Genomic DNA, 19,903 nt, shown 5'->3' on the forward strand with positions numbered 1-19,903 from the left:
CCGGTCAGACCCGGTCAGCCTCCGCCACCAGGCAGAAGCAGAACGGGTGCCCCGCCGGGTCCGCGTACACGCGCCAGTCCCGCTTGCCGCCGCCGTCGTCCAGGTCGAGCGGGCGGGCGCCGAGGGCGAAGGCGCGCTCCTGGGCCGCGTCGATCTCGGCCCAGGTCGAGCCCCCGTCGAAGTCCAGGTGGAACTGCTGGCCGTTGGTGTCGGAGCGCGGCCACTCGGGCGGGGTGTGGCCGTCGGCGCGCTGGAAGGCGATCCGCACGCGGCCGGGGGCGAGCAGTTCGACCCACTCCCCGTCGCCGTCGTAGTCGTGGATCGTGCCGCCGATGAGCCCGGCGTAGAACGCGGCGAGGGCGTGCGGATCGGGACAGTCGAGCGCGACGGTGCGCAGGCGGACGACAGGGGTGGCCATGAGCTCTCCTCGGTCGGAATCTCTGTTACCGGTATTCGGCGTTCTCTGGTAACCACTCTGGTTACCCCATAGTGGCCCCATACGGGTAACGTCGCAACCATGAATGACAGAGCGCCCGCGCCGGGGGGCCTCGCGCTGATCCAGGACCTGGTGAACACGCTGGACATCGAGGCGCGCACCGACGAGCTCGACACCGAGGCGGGGCGGGAACGGTTCGGCCTCGCCCCGGCGGACGTGGACGCGGCCCGGGAGCTGCGGGAGTCACTGCGGGCCGTCTGCCTCGCCCACGCCGGGCACGCGCCGCACCAGGAGGTGCGCCCGCTCGGCGAACTCCTGGCCGGGGCGCCCCTGTTGGTGCGTGTGGACGGGTCCGACGGCGCCGCGTCGCTGGCGCCCGCCGATCCGGAACCGCTGGTGTCCCGGGTGGCGGCGGCCGTCGCGGAGGCCGTCGTGGCGGGCACCTGGTCCCGCCTCAAGGGCTGCGAGGCCGAGACCTGCCGCTGGGCGTACTACGACCGCAGCCCGGGGGGCCGGGGCCGCTGGTGCGACATGGGGGTGTGCGGGGCGCGGGCCAAGATGCGCGCGTACCGGGCGCGCCGGGGCCGACCCGCAGGGCAGCCGTCGGCCGACCCGCCGGGCAGGCCTTAGCCGCCCGCTCGGACGGCGCTCAGGCCGCGGGCCGCCCCATCGCCCGGTAGGTCCAGCCCGCCGCGCGCCACCGCTCCGGGTCGAGCGCGTTGCGGCCGTCCAGGAGCACCCGGCGGCCGACCACGGCGCCCAGGGCCTCGGGGTCGAGGTCGCGGAACTCCTGCCACTCCGTGAGGTGCAGGACGACGTCGGCGCCGCGGACGGCGTCCTCGGCGGTGTCGGCGTACCCGAGGGTCGGGAAGAGGCGGCGGGCGTTGGCCATGCCCTTGGGGTCGTACACGGTGACCTGGCCGCCCTGGAGGTGGATCTGTCCGGCCACGTTCAGGGCGGGCGAGTCGCGCACGTCGTCCGAATCCGGCTTGAAGGCGGCGCCGAGGACCGCGACCCGCTTGCCCAGGAAGGAGCCGCCGCCCACGGCCTCACGGGCCAGCTCCACCATGTGGCCGCGGCGCCGCATGTTGATCGAGTCGACCTCGCGCAGGAAGGTCAGGGCCTGGTCGGCGCCCAGCTCGCCGGCGCGGGCCATGAAGGCGCGGATGTCCTTGGGCAGACAGCCGCCGCCGAAGCCGATCCCGGCGCGCAGGAACTTCTTGCCGATGCGGTCGTCGTGGCCGAGCGCCTCGGCGAGCTTCACCACGTCGCCGCCCGCGGCCTCGCACACCTCGGCCATGGCGTTGATGAAGGAGATCTTCGTGGCGAGGAAGGAGTTGGCGGAGGTCTTGACCAGCTCGGCGGTGGGGAAGTCGGTGACGATGAAGGGGGACCCCTCGGCGACCGGCGTCGCGTACACCTCGCGCAGGATCTTCTCGGCGCGCTCGCTGCGGACGCCGACGACGATCCGGTCGGGGTGCAGGGTGTCGTTGACGGCGAAGCCCTCGCGCAGGAACTCCGGGTTCCAGGCCAGCTCGACCTCGCCGCCCGCGGGCGCGAGCTCGGCGAGCCTGGCGGCGATGCGCTCGGCGCTGCCCACCGGCACGGTGGACTTGCCGACGACCAGGGCGGGCTTGGTGAGGTGCTTGGCCAGCGACTCCATGGCGGCGTCGACGTAGCTCATGTCGCAGGCGTACTCGCCGTGCTTCTGCGGGGTGTTCACGCACACGAAGTGCACGTCGCCGAAGTCCGCGGCCTCGGCCCAGTCCATCGTGAAGCGCAGCCGGCCGGTGGAGCCCTCGATGCCCGCGACGTGCTTGCGAAGCAGCTCGTCGAGGCCGGGCTCGTACATCGGGACCTCGCCCCGGCGCAGCGTCTCGATCTTCTCCGGCACCACGTCGAGCCCGATGACCTCGAAGCCGAGCTCGGCCATGGCCGCGGCGTGGGTGGCACCGAGGTAGCCGGTGCCGATCACGGTGATCTTGAGGGCCATGCGGTGCTCCAGTGGATCGGGTACGACGGCTGCGCGGTGCCCGAGCATAGTCCTGGCGTAACAGGGGCTCCCACCGGGCACATCTTCCGCTGTCGTCAAGCTCACGTATCCCTCGCGTGAGCAGACCCCTAAAATTTGGGTTACTTAACGGTAATTAGCGTCCTCAGCGTGCTTGGAGCGTGAGATACCTTGGCCGGATCGGCTGATTTCGACCTGTACCGCCCGTCCGAGGAGCACGACATGCTCCGCGACGCGATCCGTTCCCTGGCGGAGGCGAAGATCGCCCCGTTCGCCGCCGCGGTGGACGAGGAGGCCCGCTTCCCGCAGGAGGCCCTCGACGCCCTGGTCTCCTCCGACCTGCACGCCGTGCACGTACCGGAGAGCTACGGCGGCGCGGGCGCCGACGCCCTCGCCACGGTCATCGTGATCGAGGAGGTGGCCCGCGTCTGCGCCTCGTCCTCCCTCATCCCGGCCGTGAACAAGCTCGGCTCGCTCCCCGTGATCCTCTCCGGCTCCGAGGACCTGAAGAAGAAGTACATGACGCCGCTGGCCAAGGGCGACGCCATGTTCTCGTACTGCCTCTCCGAGCCGGACGCCGGTTCGGACGCGGCGGGCATGAAGACGCGGGCCGTCCGCGACGGCGACTCCTACGTCCTGAACGGCGTGAAGCGCTGGATCACCAACGCGGGCGTCTCCGAGTACTACACGGTGATGGCCGTGACCGACCCCGAGAAGCGCTCCAAGGGCATCTCGGCCTTCGTCGTCGAGAAGGGCGACGAGGGCGTGTCCTTCGGCGCCCCGGAGAAGAAGCTCGGCATCAAGGGCTCCCCCACCCGCGAGGTCTACCTCGACAACGTCCGCATCCCCGCCGACCGCATGATCGGCGAGGAGGGCACCGGCTTCGCCACCGCCATGAAGACCCTGGACCACACCCGCATCACCATCGCGGCCCAGGCCCTCGGCATCGCGCAGGGCGCCCTCGACTACGCCAAGGGCTACGTCCAGGAGCGCAAGCAGTTCGGCAAGCCGATCGGCGACTTCCAGGGCGTGCAGTTCATGCTCGCGGACATGGCCATGAAGATCTCCGCGGCCCGCGCCCTGACGTACCAGGCCGCCGCCGCCTCCGAGCGCGGCGACGCCGACCTCACCTACCTCGGCGCCGCCGCCAAGTGCTTCGCCTCCGACATCGCCATGGAGGCCACCACGGACGCCGTCCAGCTCCTCGGCGGCTACGGCTACACCCGTGACTACCCGGTCGAGCGCATGATGCGCGACGCGAAGATCACGCAGATCTACGAGGGCACGAACCAGGTTCAGCGCATCGTGATGGCGCGCAACCTGCCGTAGGCGGATGGGCGGGGTGGCCGACGGCCACCCCGCGCTCCCCCGCTACTCCTCCTCGGAGGGGATCGGGCCGACGTACTCCAGGGTCCACGTCTCCTGGAACTCGGGCTTGGGCGGCACGAGGTTGATCTGGGCACCGCGGTGCCCGGCGCGCAGGGCGAGGCCCTTGTCCGAGAGGATCTTGACGCCGCCGATGACGCGCTCGAAGGTGAACTTCGCCCACTCGGCGCGCGGCACGCTGTTCACGAAGAGCTTGTCCTCGGGCACGACGAGGCCCGCGGCGGGGTGGTAGGCGAGGTGGATCACGTACGGCGACCCGGGCACGGACTCCTGGCCGGACTCGGGGAGATCAATGATCCACTCCTGCTCGATCGGGAGCGGGTTGAAACGGTCGGTGATGACGGGGGCGCCGTGCTTGACGGCGTACTCGGTCGCCGTCAGCAGACTCGTCGGGCCGATGATGTGGGCGTGGACCTTGTACTTGCCGGGCTTGACCGGGATCGGAGCCATGTACGGACTTCCTCTCTCACGGAGCGCGTAGCGGGACGGCCGGGTGGCACCGATCAGCCGCTGATCGGTGCCACCCGGCACAGACCTCCCACGATCACGGCAGCGGGGGCCGGCGCACAGGCGCAGATATGGCCAAGCCGAGTACGGCTCGTACTGTTCGACCACAGTTGCGAGGAAGGTCGCGTATTCAATGAAATGCCGTACCACCGGCGCGGGCCGGCGGCGCACGGCTTTCAGGCGAAGAACTCCGTGAGTTCCTTCGTGACCCGCTCCGGCTGCTCCTCCGGCAGGTAGTGGCCGGAGTCCGGCACGGCGCGCACCGTCGTGTGCGTGCCGTGGCGGGCGAGGGTCTCGCGCAGGTAGTCGAGGTTGCGGTCGCCGGCGAGGCCGAGGATCGGCGCCGCCACCCGCTCGTACGTCGCGAAGTCGGTGATGTCCTGGCGGAAGGCCTGGTACCAGGCGTTGCCCGCGCGGACGGCGTCCGGTGTGCCGTACGCCGCCGCGTACACGGCGCGGGAGTGGTCGTCGATCGAGGACTGGTCCTTGAGCAGGTAGCCGAACAGCCAGTCGTTGAGGAGGTCCACGCGGCCGTCGAGCAGTCGCTCCGGGAGGCCCTTGACCTGGTTGAAGGCGAACCACCAGAGGTAGATGCCGGGGGCGGTCTCCCAGTCGGTGCCGGCCTCGGCCGCGGGGAGCAGGGAGAACTTCCGGATGTTCTCGTCGGGGTGGGCCACGTCCAGGAGCGCCACCTTGCGGGTGGCCTCGGGGTGGTTGGCGGCGTGGGCGTACGCGACCATGGCGCCGATGTCGTGCCCGACGAGGTGGGCGCTGTCGTGGCCGAGGTGGCGGATCAGTTCGTGGACGTCCCGGGCCATCGTCTTCTTGTCGTAGCCGCCCTCCGGCTTCGCCGAGCCGCCCATGCCGCGCAGGTCCACGGCGATGACGCGGTGGCGGCGGGCCAGCTCCGGCATGATCTTGTGGAACTGCCACCAGGTCTGCGGCCAGCCGCCGAGCAGTACAAGGGGTTCGCCGCTGCCGCCGGTGACGTAGTGCAGCGTGGTGCCGTTCACGTCGGCGTGCGCGCTGGTGAAGCCGCCCGCCAGGGAGCGGGCGAGGTCGGCGTCCGTCGGTCGTGCGTCGGTCGTCATGGGTGTTCTCCCCCAGTCGAGTTATGGACTCTGCGTTCCATTACCGGGGCGAGCGGATGCCCGCTCCCCCTTCGGCCCGGACCACGCTAACCCATTTGGATCAATCAGTCCAGAACTCGCTACGAGAGCGGGGCGCGGCCCCAACGGCCGCGCCCCGCAAGCAAGCTGAGACCGCGTCAGCCGTCAAGGCGCTCCAGCGTCGCGATCGACGGGCCGCGCCGGGACTGCTCGTCGCGGGCCACGTCCTCCGCCGCGCCGAGCACCCGGACGGCGTTCTGCCAGGTCAGCTTGGCGAGGTCGGGCCTCGACCAGCCGCGGGTGAGCAGTTCCGCGATCAGGTTCGGATAGCCCGCGACGTCGTCGAGGCCGGACGGAGTGAAGGCCGTGCCGTCGTAGTCGCCGCCGATGCCGATGTGGTCGATGCCCGCGACCTCGCGCATGTGGTCGAGGTGGTCGGCGACCGTGGCGGCGGTGGCGACCGGGCGCGGGGTGGACTCCTCGAAGGCCGCGTGCACCTTCATCGCCTCGGGGGTGGTGTCGAGGTGGTGGAAGCCGTGCGCGCGCATGTCCTCGTCGGCCGCGAGGGTCCAGTCGACCGCCGCCTGGAGCACGAACTTCGGCACGAAGGTCGCCATCGCCACGCCGCCGTTCGCGGGCAGCCGCTCCAGGACGTCGTCCGGGATGTTGCGCGGGTGGTCGCACACCGCGCGGGCGGAGGAGTGCGAGAAGATCACCGGCGCCACCGAGGTGTCCAGGGCCGCCCGCATCGTCGTCGCCGCGACGTGCGAGAGGTCCACGAGCATGCCGACGCGGTTCATCTCCCGGACCACCTCGTGGCCGAACGGGGAGAGCCCGCCGACGCCGGGCTCGTCCGTCGCCGAGTCCGCCCAGGCGATGTTGTCGTTGTGCGTGAGCGTCATGTAGCGCACGCCGAGCGTGTGCAGCGCCCGCAGGGTGGCCAGGGAGTTGTTGATGGAGTGGCCGCCCTCGGCGCCCATCAGGGAGGCGATGCGGCCCTCGCTCCTGGCCGCCTCCATGTCGGCGGCGGTGAGCGCGGCGCGCAGGTCCCCGGGGTGGCGGGCGAGCAACTGCCGTACGCAGTCGATCTGTTCGAGCGTCGCGCTGACCGCCGTGTCGCCCGCCATGTCCGTGCGGACGTACACCGACCAGAACTGCGCGCCGACGCCGCCCGCCCGCAGCCGCCCGATGTCCGTGTGCAGGCGGCCCGTCTGGTCGGCGGCGATGTCCAGGCGGTCGATGTCGTACCCGGCCTTCTCGCGCAGCGCCCACGGCAGGTCGTTGTGACCGTCGACGACGGGGAACTCCGCCAGCAGGGAACGGGCTTCGGCCAGGGATTCGGGCAGCGTGGTCATGCGCTCACTTTCCCGAGCCGAAGCCGAATCCGGAACCCGCGCCCTCGACCTTGGCGCGAAGGCGCTTGCCCTTCTCCGTCGCCTGGTCGTTCAGCTCCTGCTGGAACTCCCGCATCCGGCCGAGGAGTTCCTCGTCGTGCGCGGCGAGCATGCGGGCCGCGAGCAGGCCGGCGTTGCGGGCGCCGCCCACCGAGACCGTGGCGACGGGCACGCCCGCGGGCATCTGCACGATGGACAGGAGGGAGTCCATGCCGTCCAGGTACTTCAGCGGCACCGGGACGCCGATGACGGGCAGCGGCGTGACCGAGGCGAGCATGCCGGGCAGATGGGCGGCGCCGCCCGCGCCCGCGATGATCGCCTTCAGGCCGCGGTCGGCGGCCTGCTCGCCGTACGCGACCATCTCGCGCGGCATGCGGTGCGCGGAGACGACGTCGACCTCGTAGGGGACCTCGAACTCGTCGAGGGCCTTCGCGGCGGCCTCCATCACGGGCCAGTCGGAGTCGGAGCCCATGACGATGCCAACGACAGGTGCGGTCATTCGGTGATCGTTCCTCTGAGGTAGCCGGCCGCGTGACGGGCGCGCTCGAGCACGTCGTCAAGGTCGTCGCCGTAGGTGTTGACGTGACCGACCTTGCGGCCGGGCTTCACGTCCTTGCCGTACATGTGGATCTTCAGCTGCGGGTCGCGCGCCATGCAGTGCAGGTACGCGGTGTACATGTCGGGGTAGTCGCCGCCGAGGACGTTCGCCATGACCGTCCACTTCGCGCGCGGGCGGGGGTCGCCGAGCGGCAGGTCGAGGACCGCGCGGACGTGGTTGGCGAACTGGGAGGTGACCGCGCCGTCCTGGCTCCAGTGGCCGGAATTGTGCGGTCGCATCGCCAGTTCGTTGACCAGGACACGGCCGTCGGCGGTCTCGAACAGCTCGACCGCGAGGTGCCCGACCACGCCCAGCTCCTTGGCCACGCGCAGCGCCAGCTCCTGGGCCTGCCCGGCGAGCTCCTCGCTCAGCCCGGGCGCGGGCGCGATCACCGTGTCGCACACGCCGTCGACCTGCCGGGACTCCACGACGGGGTACGCCACGGCCTGCCCGTGCGGGGACCGGACGACGTTCGCCGCCAGCTCCCGTACGAAGGCGACCTTCTCCTCGGCGAGGACCGGGACGCCCGCGCGGAACGGCTCGGCGGCCTCGTCCGCGGAGCGCACCACCCACACGCCCTTGCCGTCGTACCCGCCGCGCACGGTCTTGAGGACGACCGGGAAGCCGTCACCCTCCGTGGCCCCCTCGGCCGCGAAGGCCACGACGTCCGCCGGGTCCTTCACGATGCGGTGGCGGGGGCAGGGCACCCCGAGCTCGTCCAGCTTCGCGCGCATCACCCCCTTGTCCTGGGCGTGCACCAACGCGTCGGGCCCAGGGCGCACGGGGATGCCGTCCGCCTCCAGGGCCCGTAGATGCTCGGTGGGTACGTGTTCGTGATCGAAGGTGATCACGTCGCAGCCCCGCGCGAAGTCACGCAGCGTGTCGAGGTCGCGATAGTCGCCGATGACGACATCGCTGACGACCTGCGCCGCGGAATCCTGCGGGGTGTCACTGAGGAGCTTGAACCTGATGCCGAGCGGGATGCCCGCCTCGTGTGTCATACGAGCGAGCTGCCCCCCGCCGACCATGCCGACTACCGGGAACGTCACACCCACAGGGTATCGGCCATCCGGGAGCGGCCCGATCCCGTGCACCGGCGTCACAGGGGTGCACCGGAGTGACGTCGTCCACGAGCGCCGACGGAGGTCGCTGGTTAGCATGGCTGGGTTGACGCGAACGAAATGACGGATCGACCGGGAGAGACGACGGATCGACTGGGGAAACAGACCGGCGATGCGCACGCACACCACCCGCTCGACTTCGATCCCGTCGACGGACCACACGCAATCGACGGGGGCTGGGGCGACCAACCATGACGGAGCGCGGCGCACTGAGGGTGCGGTTCGACCGACTCGCACGTGAAGTGGCCAAGTTCGGGGCCGTGGGGGCGGTCGGAACGCTGGTCAACTTCGCCGTGTTCAACCTGGTGCGGCACCTCACGGACCTCCAGGTGGTGCGCGCGAGCGTCATCGCGACCGTCGTCGCCATCGCCTTCAACTACGTGGGGTTCCGGTACTTCACCTACCGTGACCGCGACAAGAGCGGCCGCACCAAGGAGCTGACGCTCTTCCTGCTGTTCAGCGCGGTCGGCCTGGTCATCGAGAACGGCGTCCTGTACGTCGCGACGTACGGCTTCGACTGGGACAGCAGGCTCCAGTCCAACGTCTTCAAGTTCGTCGGCATGGGCATAGCGACGCTGTTCCGCTTCTGGTCGTACCGCACCTGGGTGTTCCGGACCCTGCCCGCCCGCGAGGCCGTGGCGCATGCGGAATCGTTCCTGGAGGAGCGGGAGCCGGGAAGCGACGACGGGCGGCCGAGCACGGCGTCGGGGGCTCGGGGCGGCGGGGCCGGACGCTAGCGGCGGGGCCGGGCTCGGGTCGGCTCAGCGCACCGTGCCCCCGGAAGCGTCCGAAGCTTCGTGATGCTTACCGTCCCTGCCATCCCTGCCGTCCTTACCGTCCCTGCCCTCCTTGCCCTCCCGGTATGACGGCGTACGGGACAGGAAGAGCGCGAACACCGGCGGCTTGCCCTGGAGCATCTCCAGACGGCCGCCGTCCGCTTCGGCCAGATCCCGGGCCACCGCGAGGCCGATTCCTGTCGAATTGCGACCACTGATGGCCCGCTCGAAGATCCGCGCGCCGAGGTCGGCGGGCACGCCCGGGCCGCTGTCCGTGACCTCCACGACGGCCTGGTTGCCGGTGACACGGGTGCGCAGGGCGACGGTGCCGCCGCCGTGCATCAGGGAGTTCTCGATCAGCGCGGCCAGGACCTGGGCGACCGCGCCCGGAGTGCCGACGGCGTGCAGATGGCGTTTGCCGGAGCTGACGATGGCGCGGCCCGCGCTGCGGTAGGCGGGGCGCCACTCCTCCAGCTGCTGCTTGATCACCTCGTCCAGGTCGAAGGTGACGGCGGAGCCGGTGCTGGGGTCGCGGGAGTTGGTGAGCAGCCGCTCCACGACGTCCGTGAGGCGCTCGACCTGCGTGAGCGCGACCGTGGCCTCCTCCTTCACCGTGTCCAGGTCGTCGGTGAGGGTGATCTCCTCCAGGCGCATGGAGAGGGCGGTCAAGGGCGTACGGAGCTGGTGCGACGCGTCGGCCGCGAGGCGCCGCTCCGCGGTGAGCATGCGGGCGATGCGTTCGGCGCTGCCGTCCAGGACGTCGGCCACGCGGTCCAGCTCGGGGACGCCGTAGCGGCGGTGGCGGGGGCGGGGGTCGCCGGAGCCGAGGCGCTCCGCGGTCTCCGCGAGGTCGGTGAGGGGGGAGGTCAGGCGGTTGGCCTGGCGTACGGCGAGGAGGACCGCGGCGACGATGGCGAGGAGGGCGACGCCGCCGATGATGAGGAGGGTCCGGCCGACCTCCTGGGTGACGGCCGTCCGGGGCTCCTCGACCGTGACCTTCTCGCCCTCCTCCCCGTCCCGGGTGGCGCGGATCACGTCGCCCGTGGGGCGGGTGCCGACCTCGATGGGGGCGCGGCCCGGGATCTCGATGCGGGCGTAGCGGTCGGTGTCGACCTGCTTGCGCAGCACCTCCCCGCTGACCCGCTCGTCGCTCAGCAGCCGGCTGTCCACGATGCCCGCGAGGCGCAGGGCCTCCGAGTCCACCCGTTCCTGGGCGCTGTTGCTGATCGTGCGGGTCTCGACGATCACCAGGGAGACGCCGAAGACGGCGATCACCACGAGTACTACGGCGAGGGTCGAGTTGATGAGGCGACGACGCACGGGGCCCTCCGGCCGGGCAGGGGGACGGACCACCCCAGTGTGCCCCTCACCTGCCGTCGGCCGGGCCACCGCGGGCCCCGGCCGACCGGGGCGGGCCCCGATGGTGCAGGCCCCCCGGCCAGGCTCAGCTCTTCTCGAAGCGGAACCCGACCCCCCGAACCGTAGCGATGTACCGAGGGTTCGCCGCGTCGTCGCCCAGCTTCTTGCGGAGCCAGGAGATGTGCATGTCGAGGGTCTTGGTGGAGGACCACCAGGTCGTGTCCCAGACCTCGCGCATCAGCTGGTCGCGGGTGACGACGCGTCCTGCGTCGCGGACGAGGACGCGCAGGAGGTCGAACTCCTTGGCGGTGAGCTGGAGTTCCTCCTCGCCCATCCAGGCGCGGTGGGACTCGACGTCGATGCGGACGCCGTGGGTGGCGGGCGGCTGGGCCGGTTCGGTGGCGCCGCGCCGGAGCAGGGCCCGGACGCGGGCGAGCAGTTCGGCGAGGCGGAACGGCTTGGTGACGTAGTCGTCGGCGCCGGCGTCGAGCCCGACGACGGTGTCCACCTCGTCGGCGCGGGCGGTGAGGATGAGGATCGGCACCGTGTGGCCCTCGGCGCGGAGCCGGCGGGCGACCTCGAGGCCGTCCATGCCGGGCAGGCCCAGGTCGAGCACGACCAGGTCCACGCTGCCCTGCAGCCCGGCGTCGAGGGCGGTGGGACCGTCCTCGCGCACTTCGACCTCGTAGCCCTCGCGGCGCAGTGCGCGGGCCAGTGGCTCCGAGATGGACGCGTCGTCCTCGGCGAGCAGTACACGGGTCATGGGGTGATGGTAGTCCGCGTCGGACCAGCGCAGCAGGGTGATCGCCGGACGACCCCGCGCCCCTGTCCGCACCCGCGCTCCCCCAGGAACGGAGGAACACGTTCCAGGGTCCACTACGTGAGATCCTTGGGTTGGTCTCGCGTACACCTTGGAATGTGGGCTGTTGGTTCCTGAGTCACCTGTGATCCATGTCTCAAGTCCTTCCAAATCCCGCTCTGTCGTGGCGTATGGTGGCGAGACGCCTGTAGCACTACTCAAGGACCTTTGGCCCGCTATTGCGCGCCAAGGGTCGCTTTTGTGTGTGGGCCGGTGCTGTCTTCACCGGCCTTCGAAAGGAATGACCTGTGGTCGGGCCCCGCACGCGATGATGCGTCCCGGGGTGTGGATCTCGGTGTCACCGTCCCTCGTGTTCCACGGACACCGTGGCACCAACCCCTCCTCAGGCGTGCGGGGTGAGCGGCAGGACACCGGTGCCGACCGCCCCCCACCGGGCGCGCCCGCGGTCCCCCGCCGCACCGCGTCCCGAACCACGAGGATCGACCCATGGCGTCCAGCCTGACGAAGGACTCGGCCAGCACTCCTGGTTCCGAGAAGACCTTCTTCGGCCACCCCCGCGGCCTGGCCACTCTCTTCATGACCGAGATGTGGGAGCGCTTCAGCTTCTACGGCATGAAGGCCCTGCTCCCCCTGTATCTGGTCGCCCCCGGCGGCATGGACATGGACGCCGCCACGGCGACGGCGATCTTCTCGATCTACATGGCGATGGTGTACCTGCTCGCCATGCCGGGCGGCTGGTTCGCGGACCGCCTCTGGGGCCCGCGCAAGACGATCACGATCGCCGCCCTGGTGATCATGGCAGGGCACATCACCCTGGCCCTGCCCGGCAAGGCGGTGTTCTTCCTCGGTCTGGTCCTGGTGGCCATGGGCTCCGGCCTCCTGAAGGCCAACATCTCCACGATGGTCGGCCACCTCTACGACGGCCCGGACGACCCGCGCCGCGACGGCGGCTTCACCGTCTTCTACATCGGCATCAACCTGGGTGCCTTCTTCGCCCCGCTGGCCATCGGCACCGTCGGCGAGAAGGTCAACTGGCACCTGGGCTTCGCCCTCGCCGCCTTCGGCATGGCGCTCGGCCTCGCCCAGTTCCTGCTCGGCGGCCGCCACCTGAGCGAGCGCAGCAGCGTCGTCCCGAAGCCGGTCGAGCGGCCGGAGCTGATGAGCCTGCTGCGCAAGGCGATGCTGTGGATCATCGCCGCCGTCGTCTTCTACGGCGTCACGATCGCCACCGGCGTCTACACCCTGAACTGGGCCATCGTCCCGATCACCGTCGCGGGCCTGGTCATCCCGATCTGGGTGCTCGCCAAGATCAAGCGGGACAAGGAGCTCACCGACGTCGAGCAGTCCCGGATGACGGCGTACATCTGGTTCTTCGTGGCCGCCGCGGTCTTCTGGATGATCTACGACCAGGGCGCCTCCACCGTGGCCCTGTTCGGCAAGAACTCCACGGACACCTCGATCTTCGGCTTCGACTTCCCGGTCTCCTGGTACCAGTCGGTCAACCCGGTCCTGATCATGGCCCTCGCGCCGGTCGCCGCCTTCCTGTGGATGGCGCTGAACCGCCGTGACAAGGAGCCGACCACGGTCGTGAAGTTCGCGATCGGCCTGGTCATCACCGGTGCCTCATTCTTCGTCTTCCTGCTGCCGCTGTCCATGGCGGGCGACGGCGAGAAGGTCGGCGCGTACTGGATGGTCGCGATCTACTTCATGCACACCGTCGGCGAGCTGTGCGTCTCCCCGGTCGGCCTGTCGGTCACGACGAAGATGGCCCCGGCGAAGTACGCCTCGCAGATGCTCGGCGTCTGGTTCCTCGCCGTCACGGCGGGCGACTGCACCACCGGCCTGCTGTCCACGGCCGGCGTCGACCTGAACAAGACCGGCGTGGTCGCGATGGAGGCCACCCTCGCGGTCGTCGCGGGTATCGCGGTGTACATGTACCGCAAGAAGGTCAAGGCACTCATGGGCGAGGTCAACTGACACCCGCCTGAGGCCGTTCGTACGAACTGAGGGCCGCCGCACCACCCGGTGCGGTGGCCCTTGGCGTTTCCCGGGGCGCGCCGGAGGGCCCCGGTGGACCATCGCCCCATGACCGTGCGCCATCGCCGCCCGACCGCGCGCCACCGCCGTCCGGCCCCGCGCCACCGCTCCGCGAACCTGCGCCGCGCGCTCCTGACCCTGTCCCTGTGCGGCACGCTGCTTTCCGCGAGCGTCGCCGCCGAGGCCTCGCCCGAGGCTCCCCCGCCCGGCCGCGTCTTCTCCTACGGCGAGCACGCGCGCCAGACGGTGACCGTGTACGGCGGCCCGTCCGGCGGCGGCAAGAAGCCGTCCCTCGTCGTCCTGCACGGCGGGTCGTGGGCCCGGGACACCGACTGGAGCGGCTGGTCGCGGTGGTTCGCGGCGCGGGGCTTCACCGTGTACGAGACCGACTACCGGCTCTCGTCGGACGCCGTCTGGCCCGCCCAGCGCACCGACGTCCTCGCCGCCCTGCGCTGGATCGCCCGCCGCGAGGGCCCCGGCGCGCCCCGGCCGCTGCTGCTCGGCTCGTCGGCGGGCGGGCACCTCGCGGTGAGCGTGGGCGCGTACCGGGACGGCCTCACGTACGTGCGCGGGGTCGCCGCCCTCTCCCCCGTCGCCTCGCCCTACCGGGCCTGGCAGGACGGGGCCCGCCCCGGCGCCCCGGCCCGGCAGCGGGCGCTGCGGCAGGCGGCGAAACGTCTCGCCGGATGCGACCCGGACACGTCGGGGCAGCGCTGCTGGGCGCGCTGGGGCGACCTGGCCGCGGCCTCGCACGCGTCGGGCGCCCGGGACGCACCCCTGTACCTGGTGCACTCGGCCGGCGACTTCGTCCCGCCCGCGCACTCCGCCGAACTCGCTACCGCCCAGCGCCGGGCGGGCCTCGGGGACGTGACGGTGCGGACCCTGCCGGGCTCCGCCCACGGCGGCCCGCTCCTGAAGGCGCCCGGGCTCGCCAGGGACGTACTGGCGTGGCTGCGGGCGCACTCGGGCGCCCGCAGCCCACAGCCGTAGCTCAGCCGCCCCGGCTCAGCCTGGCCCAGCGGCCCCCGCTCAGCGCAGCCACCTGCGGCGCCCACGCGGCAGGAACGTGAACACCGCGCCGCCGAGCAGGATCGCCGTGCCCGCGACCAGGCCGAGCGCCCGCAGCGCCCCGTTGTCCTCGGCGCCGGTGTCGGCGAGGCCGCCGCCCGACGCCGCCGCGCCGCCCGCCGAGCCGGAGGCGGAGCCGCCCGCCGTACCGGAGCCGCCCGCCGTGCCGCTGCCCGACGAGCCGCCGGACGCGCCGCCCGGCTGCGCCGACGTGTCGAGTTCGAGGGACACCTGGGTCTTGGCCGGGGTGCAGGTCGTGGTGGTGCCGAGCGCCTTCACGGTGAGGACGCCCGGGGACAGCGTGGACTTGCCGTCGGCACCCGGCTTGTACGTGCCCGTGAGGTCGGGGATGGTGATCGGGGCGCCGGACTTGATCGGCTCCTTGTTCGCGGGGCCCTCGACCGGGACCGTGCCCTTGTCGGCGCCGCCCAGCACGACCTGCATCGACGGCGTGACGGAGTTCGCGGGGATGTCGGCGGGGCTGTCCATGACGGACTTCTTTAACTGGACGGTCAGGCCGTAGCTCCCGCCGTTCTTCTTGGCGTTGATCTGCACCGGCGAGGTGGCTTCCTTGTCGCCGATGGGCGTCTTGCACTTGTAGGGGATCTGGACTTCCTTGCCGGGGAAGTCGGTCTGCCCGTCACCGCCGCCGGTGGAGCCGCCGGAGCCGGAGCCGCCGGACGTGCTGCCGCCGCTGGTCGTACCACCGCTGTCGCTGCCACCGGAGGCCGAACCGCCGCTGGAACTCCCGCTGGAACCACCGGAGTTGCCGCCGGAGGTGGTCCCGCCGGAGTTGCCGCCCGACGTGGTGCCGCCCGAACTGCCGCCGCCCTCGGTCACCTTGATGGTCGCGGCGACCTTCACGGCCTCCTCCGGCTTGCACTTGGTGTCCGTGGAGATGGGCTTGTTGACGTTGATGTCGTACGCGTCCGGGGTGAGTGTCACCTCGCCCGGCTTGGTCAGCTTCAGCTTGCCCTTCATGTCCGAGAGGACCATCGGGCCGCCCTTGGGGATCGGCGGGTTGGTCCGCGTCCCCTCCAGCAACAGGTCGCCGCTCTGGGCGCCGCCGACCTTGATCGTGCCGGTCGGCAGGACGGTGTCCTTGCCGAGGTCGAGGATGTCGGGGTTCTTGGACGCGGCCTGGACGGTCTTCCACACCACCTCGACCTCGTCGCCGACCTTCGCCTCGGCGGGCACCTTGACGTCGACCTTCGTGGTGCCGTGCACCGGCGGCAGATTGGAGATCGGGGGTGGTACGCACTCGGTCTTGTACGCGACCTCCGCGGCCTGCGCCGGACCGGCGGCGGCCAGCAGGGTCCCGCCCACGAGCCCCGTGCCGCCGAGCATCAGGGCGACGCCGGCCGCGGTCGCTCTCGTACGGGGTGGTGGTGCCCCCGCGCTCCCTTTCCTCCGCGTCCTCCTCATGATTCTCCCTTCGTCGTGGGGCCGTTGTCGGACGGTGCGGAGAGCTGTCCCGCGGGTGCGCCCGGATCGGCGTCCGGGCTGAACCAGGGCAAGTTGGTGGTGGCCGCCCCGGCGGTGGCCGGGGGCGTGGCGGTGTCGCGTTCGGCGGTCACGGCGGACTGCGGCAGGCGAAGGCGCGGCAGGCGTACGGTGAACTCGCCGACGCGGGACGTGCGGTGGCGGCCGGGCGGGCGGCGGCGCCGGTCGGGGCGGAGCCGGTCGACGAGGACCATGCCGATCCGGAAGACGGCCGCGGGCACGACGACGCACAGCAGGATCCAGAACAGCGTGACGCCCCAGGGACGGCCCACGCCCCACGGCTGCTCGGCGAGGACCCGGTCGGCGTACCGCAGCGACACCAGATAGTCGCCGTGCGCGCCCGCGGGGAGGTCGACCGACAGTTTGATCTGCGCCTTCCTGCCCGGCGCTATCGTGCCGCGCCATTGCTGTTCCTCCCACTGCGGAGCGAACACGCCGTGCGAGGTGCCGACCTGGAAGACGGGGTCCTTGACCGGGGTGGAGCCGACGTTGCCGACGGTGAAGACGAGCTGCCGCGACGGCGGGGCGCCGAACCAGGTGAGGAGCCCGCTGGACCCGTCGAGCCGGGTGTCGGTGAGGACGGACAGCCTGCCGCCGCCCTGCGGCCGCGCGGGCAGCGGCCGCACCGGGTGCCCGGCGACCTTGAACGCCGCGTCCGCCGCGGCCTTCTTCCCGGTCACCGTGGCGACGTGCACGACGCACGGGCAGGCCTCCGGCGGCTCGGCCACGGGCAACGCCTTGCTGAAGGTGCCGTCGCCGTCGGTGGTGACCGCCCGCCCCCGGGAGTTGGCGCAGGAGTTGGTGCCGCCGGGCACACCGAGGGCGGGCGTGGCCTGCCCGCACACGAGCATCATCAGGAGGGCCTTCGGCCGCCAGCCCTTGCCCTTGACGGTCACCGAACCACCCGTACCCGCCTGGGACTCGGAGAGGGTGACGGTGGGCTTCTCCGCGGCCCGGGCGGGGGCGGGCGCGACGAGGACGGTGCCGAGGGCGGCGAACAGCAGCGCCAGGGCCAGGGCGGCGCGCGGGAGGGCGGCGGGGGCGGGTAAGGCGCTCCGGCCGCGTCCGGTGGGCCGCCGGGAGTTCCCCTCCGTGCCGTGGCGGGCTCGTGCCGACTCAACCATCACCGCAGACCTCCGCCCGCCGACGCCGACGTACCCAGACAAAGCCCCCCACGAGGACCGCGGCGCCCCCGGCCGCGCTCCCCACGACCGCGGGCCACGGCACGATCCAGGCGGAGGCGCTCGCCCGCTCCGCCACCCCGCCCGCCGCGGTCACCGTGAGCCGTACGTCCACCGAGTCGAGCGCGGGCGCCTCGTCCCAGGGCTCGCTCAGGGACACCCGCCGGCCGGGCGCGAGCTCGCGCGGCACCGCCCGTGCCCGCCGGTCGAGCAGTTCGCCGAACATCCCGTCGGCCCGCACCACGACCTTCGGTGCGAGGACGGTGGTGCCGCGGTTGACCAGGTCGTACGAGATCCGCCGCGCCCCCGCGTCGACGCGCACCCGCTCCACGGTGAGCGCGGCGAGCGCGGGCCCGCTCACCCGCAGCCGCACGGGGACCCGCGCGTCCCGCCCGCCGCCGCGCGCCACGACCTCACCGAAGCGGTCGCCGGGCGCGGCACCCGACGGCACCGTCACGGTGAACGGCACCTCGGCCCGGGTCCGCGGCGGCACGGTCAGCTGCCGTTGCGCGAACGTGAGCCACTTCCCGGTGCCCGCGGGTCCGGCGCCGCGCAGGGTCACGGTGCGCGGCGCGGATCCGGGGTTGGTGACGGACAGGGTGTCGCGGAGCACGGCGCCGGGGCCGCCCTCCGCGTAGAAGCAGGGCCGCCCGTCGGCACGCGCGGGCCGTGAACCGCTGCCCGCGGAGGGCGCGATGGACCAGGCGGGGGCGTCGGCGGAGCGCGCCGGACCGCCCGCGTCGTCGGCCCGCGCGCCCTGCGCGGGCCCCGCGCACCACGACGCGAGCAGCACGGCGGCGCCCGCGCACAGCGCCCGTGTCCCGCGCGTGCTCCACGTCGACGGCTTCAGCGGCATCGGCTCCCCCGCGTTCGTACCCGGTCCGTGTGCGGGGTCAGCGCGACCGCGCCGCCTGGTTGCGCCGGGTCAGCCACAGCACTCCGGCCGCGCCCGCGAGCAGCACGGTGCCGCCGAGGGTGCCGAGGGCGATGGCGGAGTCGGTGGGTCCGGTCTGCGGGAGTTCCTCGCCGCCTGCCTTCTCGCCGGAGCCGGAACCCGACCCGGCGTCGGAACCGGAACCGGAGCCGGACGTCGCCCCCGCTCCCGTGTCCGGCTCGGTGTCGTCGGAGCCGCCGGAACCACCGGAGCCCTTGACGTCCAGGGTCAGGGACGGCTTGGGGTTGTTCGCGGGCGTACACGTCGTGGTCGTACCGAGCGCCTTGATCGTGAGGACCCCGGCCGTGAACGTGACCTTCCCCGACTTCTTCGGCGTGTACGTGCCCGACAAGTCACTGATCTTGATGGGCGTGTTGGCCGGGATCGCCCCGGTGTTGGTGGCCCCCGAGACCGCGACCGTGCCGCTCTCGGCGCCGCCCAGCTTGATCACCGCGCTGGGCTTCATCGCGCCCTTGCCGAGTTCGACGGGGCTGGAGGAGACGCCCTTCTGGAAGGACATCGTGAGCTTGTAGCCGCTGCCGCTCTTCACGCTCTTGATGTCGATGGGCGAGACCGCCCCCTTGTTCCCGATGGGCGTCTTGCACTGGTAGTCCACGTCCTGGACCTCGGCCTGGGCGGCGGGTGCGGCAAGGAGCAGAGCCGATCCGGCCATGGCCGTGGCGAGCACGAGCGCGGCCGTCTGTTTCTGGTACGACACCTCGTTTTCCCCTCATGCCGGTGGTGCGGGCGAGTCCGTGCCGCTGTGCGAATTTACTGACGGCACATCAGATTTGGCGCTCAAGGTACGCCCGGGGCCTTGTCGAGGGAAGACAAAGGACGCGTCGGATCCGTGCTGATCCGGCGCGTCGGGGAAGCGGGGCGGCGGCCGTTCGGCGACGGCGGCCGGGGGCGCGAGGGCGCCGGGGTGACGGAAGGGGCCCAGGGGGGCGGGGGCCGGATGGCCGGAAGCCGGGGGCGGGGTGGGGGCGAGTCGGGACGAGGTGGGGGGCGGAGCGAAGAGGGGGGCGGAGCGAGGGGATGCGAGGAGGGCCGGGGTCGAGGTCGCCCCGGAACCAGGAGGGAACAGGAGGGACCAGGAGGGAAGCGCAGTGCCCGGCGGTCGCGCTAGCCCGGCGCGCCCAGCTCCGCCCAGACCGTCTTGCCCGTGGACCCGGGCGTCCGCACGACCCCCCAGTCGAGGCACAGCCGCTGCACGATGAACATCCCGTGCCCGCCGGGCCGTCCCGCGCGGTGCGGGGTGCGGGGCGCCGGCTGACCCGCGCCGCGGTCGGAGACCTCGACGCGCAGGACCTTGCCGTCGCAGGAGAGCCACAGCTCCTCGGGGCCCTCCGCGTGCAGGCACGCGTTGGTGACCAGCTCGGAGACGACGAGCAGCACGTCCTCGGCGGCGGCGCGGCGGTCGGCGCCCGCCGCGGGCAGCCAGCCCCAGGCGTGCAGCGCCTCCCGGGTGAAGTCGCGCGAGAGCGGCACGACACCGCTCGCCCCGTTCAGGCTCAGCCTGCGGACCTGGCGGCCCCCGGAGTCCGGGGTGGCCGCGGGAGCGGGAGCATCCGCGACGGCGGCCTCCGACTCCGGGCCGCGGTCGCCCGGCGAGTAAGGCCGGGTGGTGCTCATCAGCACTTCACCTCACCGACAAGAGGAC

General features: G+C 72.1%; 19 protein-coding genes. 5 read left to right on the top strand and 14 right to left on the bottom strand.

The window, feature by feature from the left end; all coding sequences use genetic code 11:
- Positions 1–4: 4 nt before the first annotated feature.
- Complete coding sequence (locus tag AB6L24_RS20415; RefSeq protein WP_405657301.1) at positions 5–418, bottom strand: VOC family protein; 414 nt, start codon at positions 416–418, stop codon at positions 5–7.
- 99 nt (positions 419–517) lie between these two features.
- Between AB6L24_RS20415 and AB6L24_RS20420 the strand changes: the two genes are divergently transcribed.
- Positions 518–1,066, top strand: a complete 549-nt coding sequence (locus tag AB6L24_RS20420; protein ID WP_405657302.1) for a CGNR zinc finger domain-containing protein — start codon at positions 518–520, stop codon at positions 1,064–1,066.
- A gap of 19 nt (positions 1,067–1,085) precedes the next feature.
- Here the strand turns inward: AB6L24_RS20420 and AB6L24_RS20425 are convergent, their stop codons facing one another.
- Complete coding sequence (locus AB6L24_RS20425; protein WP_380846685.1) at positions 1,086–2,429, bottom strand: UDP-glucose dehydrogenase family protein; 1,344 nt, start codon at positions 2,427–2,429, stop codon at positions 1,086–1,088.
- A gap of 189 nt (positions 2,430–2,618) precedes the next feature.
- On the opposite strand from AB6L24_RS20425, the gene AB6L24_RS20430 reads away from it, so the two are divergent.
- Positions 2,619–3,776, top strand: a complete 1,158-nt coding sequence (locus tag AB6L24_RS20430) for an acyl-CoA dehydrogenase family protein (RefSeq protein ID WP_380845206.1) — start codon at positions 2,619–2,621, stop codon at positions 3,774–3,776.
- 42 nt (positions 3,777–3,818) lie between these two features.
- On the opposite strand, the gene AB6L24_RS20435 is transcribed toward AB6L24_RS20430, so the two are convergent.
- The 5 genes from AB6L24_RS20435 to AB6L24_RS20455 form a co-directional block, all read right to left on the bottom strand.
- Positions 3,819–4,283 (bottom strand): hypothetical protein, encoded by a 465-nt coding sequence (locus AB6L24_RS20435; RefSeq protein ID WP_405657305.1) that lies wholly within the window; start codon positions 4,281–4,283, stop codon positions 3,819–3,821.
- 233 nt (positions 4,284–4,516) lie between these two features.
- Entirely contained in the window at positions 4,517–5,431 is a 915-nt protein-coding gene (locus tag AB6L24_RS20440) for an alpha/beta fold hydrolase (protein WP_405657306.1), read from the bottom strand.
- A 176-nt stretch (positions 5,432–5,607) separates the two neighbouring features.
- Complete coding sequence (locus AB6L24_RS20445) at positions 5,608–6,804, bottom strand: dipeptidase (RefSeq protein ID WP_405657308.1); 1,197 nt, start codon at positions 6,802–6,804, stop codon at positions 5,608–5,610.
- 4 nt (positions 6,805–6,808) lie between these two features.
- A complete protein-coding gene (gene purE, locus AB6L24_RS20450; RefSeq protein ID WP_405657309.1) occupies positions 6,809–7,342 on the bottom strand; it encodes a 5-(carboxyamino)imidazole ribonucleotide mutase in 534 nt (177 codons plus the stop codon).
- Positions 7,339–8,490, bottom strand: coding sequence for a 5-(carboxyamino)imidazole ribonucleotide synthase (locus tag AB6L24_RS20455; RefSeq protein WP_380845221.1), 1,152 nt, complete (start codon positions 8,488–8,490; stop codon positions 7,339–7,341). Before AB6L24_RS20455 ends, purE begins: the two co-directional genes overlap by 4 nt.
- Before the next feature lie 263 nt (positions 8,491–8,753).
- On the opposite strand from AB6L24_RS20455, the gene AB6L24_RS20460 reads away from it, so the two are divergent.
- Positions 8,754–9,299, top strand: coding sequence for a GtrA family protein (locus AB6L24_RS20460; RefSeq protein ID WP_405657310.1), 546 nt, complete (start codon positions 8,754–8,756; stop codon positions 9,297–9,299).
- Between the two features lie 24 nt (positions 9,300–9,323).
- Here the strand turns inward: AB6L24_RS20460 and AB6L24_RS20465 are convergent, their stop codons facing one another.
- Entirely contained in the window at positions 9,324–10,658 is a 1,335-nt protein-coding gene (locus tag AB6L24_RS20465) for an ATP-binding protein (RefSeq protein WP_405657311.1), read from the bottom strand.
- A gap of 124 nt (positions 10,659–10,782) precedes the next feature.
- Positions 10,783–11,460 carry a response regulator transcription factor gene (locus AB6L24_RS20470; RefSeq protein WP_016644465.1) on the bottom strand — a complete coding sequence of 226 codons (678 nt, stop codon included), beginning with the start codon at positions 11,458–11,460 and terminating at the stop codon, positions 10,783–10,785.
- 543 nt (positions 11,461–12,003) lie between these two features.
- Between AB6L24_RS20470 and AB6L24_RS20475 the strand changes: the two genes are divergently transcribed.
- Together AB6L24_RS20475 and AB6L24_RS20480 are read left to right on the top strand one after the other, a co-directional pair.
- On the top strand, positions 12,004–13,494 hold the full coding sequence (locus AB6L24_RS20475) for a peptide MFS transporter (protein WP_405657312.1): 1,491 nt from the start codon (positions 12,004–12,006) through the stop codon (positions 13,492–13,494).
- A 108-nt stretch (positions 13,495–13,602) separates the two neighbouring features.
- A complete protein-coding gene (locus AB6L24_RS20480) occupies positions 13,603–14,544 on the top strand; it encodes an alpha/beta hydrolase family protein (RefSeq protein ID WP_405657313.1) in 942 nt (313 codons plus the stop codon).
- A gap of 39 nt (positions 14,545–14,583) precedes the next feature.
- Here AB6L24_RS20480 and AB6L24_RS20485 read toward each other — a convergent pair whose 3' ends face one another.
- The 5 genes from AB6L24_RS20485 to AB6L24_RS20505 all read right to left on the bottom strand — a co-directional run bounded on the left by AB6L24_RS20485 (position 14,584) and on the right by AB6L24_RS20505 (position 19,875).
- A complete protein-coding gene (locus AB6L24_RS20485; RefSeq protein ID WP_405663174.1) occupies positions 14,584–15,969 on the bottom strand; it encodes a hypothetical protein in 1,386 nt (461 codons plus the stop codon).
- Positions 15,970–16,043: 74 nt separating this feature from the next.
- Complete coding sequence (locus tag AB6L24_RS20490) at positions 16,044–17,249, bottom strand: hypothetical protein (RefSeq protein ID WP_405657315.1); 1,206 nt, start codon at positions 17,247–17,249, stop codon at positions 16,044–16,046.
- Positions 17,242–18,162, bottom strand: coding sequence for a hypothetical protein (locus AB6L24_RS20495; RefSeq protein WP_405657316.1), 921 nt, complete (start codon positions 18,160–18,162; stop codon positions 17,242–17,244). The genes AB6L24_RS20490 and AB6L24_RS20495 overlap by 8 nt, the downstream gene beginning before the upstream one ends.
- Positions 18,163–18,199: 37 nt before the next feature.
- A complete protein-coding gene (locus tag AB6L24_RS20500) occupies positions 18,200–18,958 on the bottom strand; it encodes an LPXTG cell wall anchor domain-containing protein (RefSeq protein WP_405657317.1) in 759 nt (252 codons plus the stop codon).
- A 407-nt stretch (positions 18,959–19,365) separates the two neighbouring features.
- On the bottom strand, positions 19,366–19,875 hold the full coding sequence (locus AB6L24_RS20505; RefSeq protein ID WP_405657318.1) for an ATP-binding protein: 510 nt from the start codon (positions 19,873–19,875) through the stop codon (positions 19,366–19,368).
- Positions 19,876–19,903: the final 28 nt, after the last annotated feature.

The sequence above is a fragment of the Streptomyces sp. RK9 genome, from assembly GCF_045070545.1.
In the GTDB taxonomy this organism is placed as follows: Bacteria; Actinomycetota; Actinomycetes; order Streptomycetales; family Streptomycetaceae; genus Streptomyces; species Streptomyces alboflavus.

Bases quoted from the DNA above. Each gene is read 5' to 3' on its own strand.
- purE (WP_405657309.1), bottom strand. From the start codon at position 7,342: ATGACCGCACCTGTCGTTGGCATCGTCATGGGCTCCGACTCCGACTGG.
- AB6L24_RS20495 (WP_405657316.1), bottom strand. From the start codon at position 18,162: ATGCCGCTGAAGCCGTCGACGTGGAGCACGCGCGGGACACGGGCGCTG.
- AB6L24_RS20420 (WP_405657302.1), top strand. From the start codon at position 518: ATGAATGACAGAGCGCCCGCGCCGGGGGGCCTCGCGCTGATCCAGGAC.
- AB6L24_RS20470 (WP_016644465.1), bottom strand. From the start codon at position 11,460: ATGACCCGTGTACTGCTCGCCGAGGACGACGCGTCCATCTCGGAGCCA.
- AB6L24_RS20415 (WP_405657301.1), bottom strand. From the start codon at position 418: ATGGCCACCCCTGTCGTCCGCCTGCGCACCGTCGCGCTCGACTGTCCC.
- AB6L24_RS20475 (WP_405657312.1), top strand. From the start codon at position 12,004: ATGGCGTCCAGCCTGACGAAGGACTCGGCCAGCACTCCTGGTTCCGAG.
- AB6L24_RS20490 (WP_405657315.1), bottom strand. From the start codon at position 17,249: ATGGTTGAGTCGGCACGAGCCCGCCACGGCACGGAGGGGAACTCCCGG.
- AB6L24_RS20435 (WP_405657305.1), bottom strand. From the start codon at position 4,283: ATGGCTCCGATCCCGGTCAAGCCCGGCAAGTACAAGGTCCACGCCCAC.
- AB6L24_RS20485 (WP_405663174.1), bottom strand. From the start codon at position 15,969: ATGCTCGGCGGCACGGGGCTCGTGGGCGGGACCCTGCTGGCCGCCGCC.
- AB6L24_RS20445 (WP_405657308.1), bottom strand. From the start codon at position 6,804: ATGACCACGCTGCCCGAATCCCTGGCCGAAGCCCGTTCCCTGCTGGCG.
- AB6L24_RS20480 (WP_405657313.1), top strand. From the start codon at position 13,603: ATGACCGTGCGCCATCGCCGCCCGACCGCGCGCCACCGCCGTCCGGCC.
- AB6L24_RS20505 (WP_405657318.1), bottom strand. From the start codon at position 19,875: ATGAGCACCACCCGGCCTTACTCGCCGGGCGACCGCGGCCCGGAGTCG.
- AB6L24_RS20440 (WP_405657306.1), bottom strand. From the start codon at position 5,431: ATGACGACCGACGCACGACCGACGGACGCCGACCTCGCCCGCTCCCTG.
- AB6L24_RS20460 (WP_405657310.1), top strand. From the start codon at position 8,754: ATGACGGAGCGCGGCGCACTGAGGGTGCGGTTCGACCGACTCGCACGT.
- AB6L24_RS20425 (WP_380846685.1), bottom strand. From the start codon at position 2,429: ATGGCCCTCAAGATCACCGTGATCGGCACCGGCTACCTCGGTGCCACC.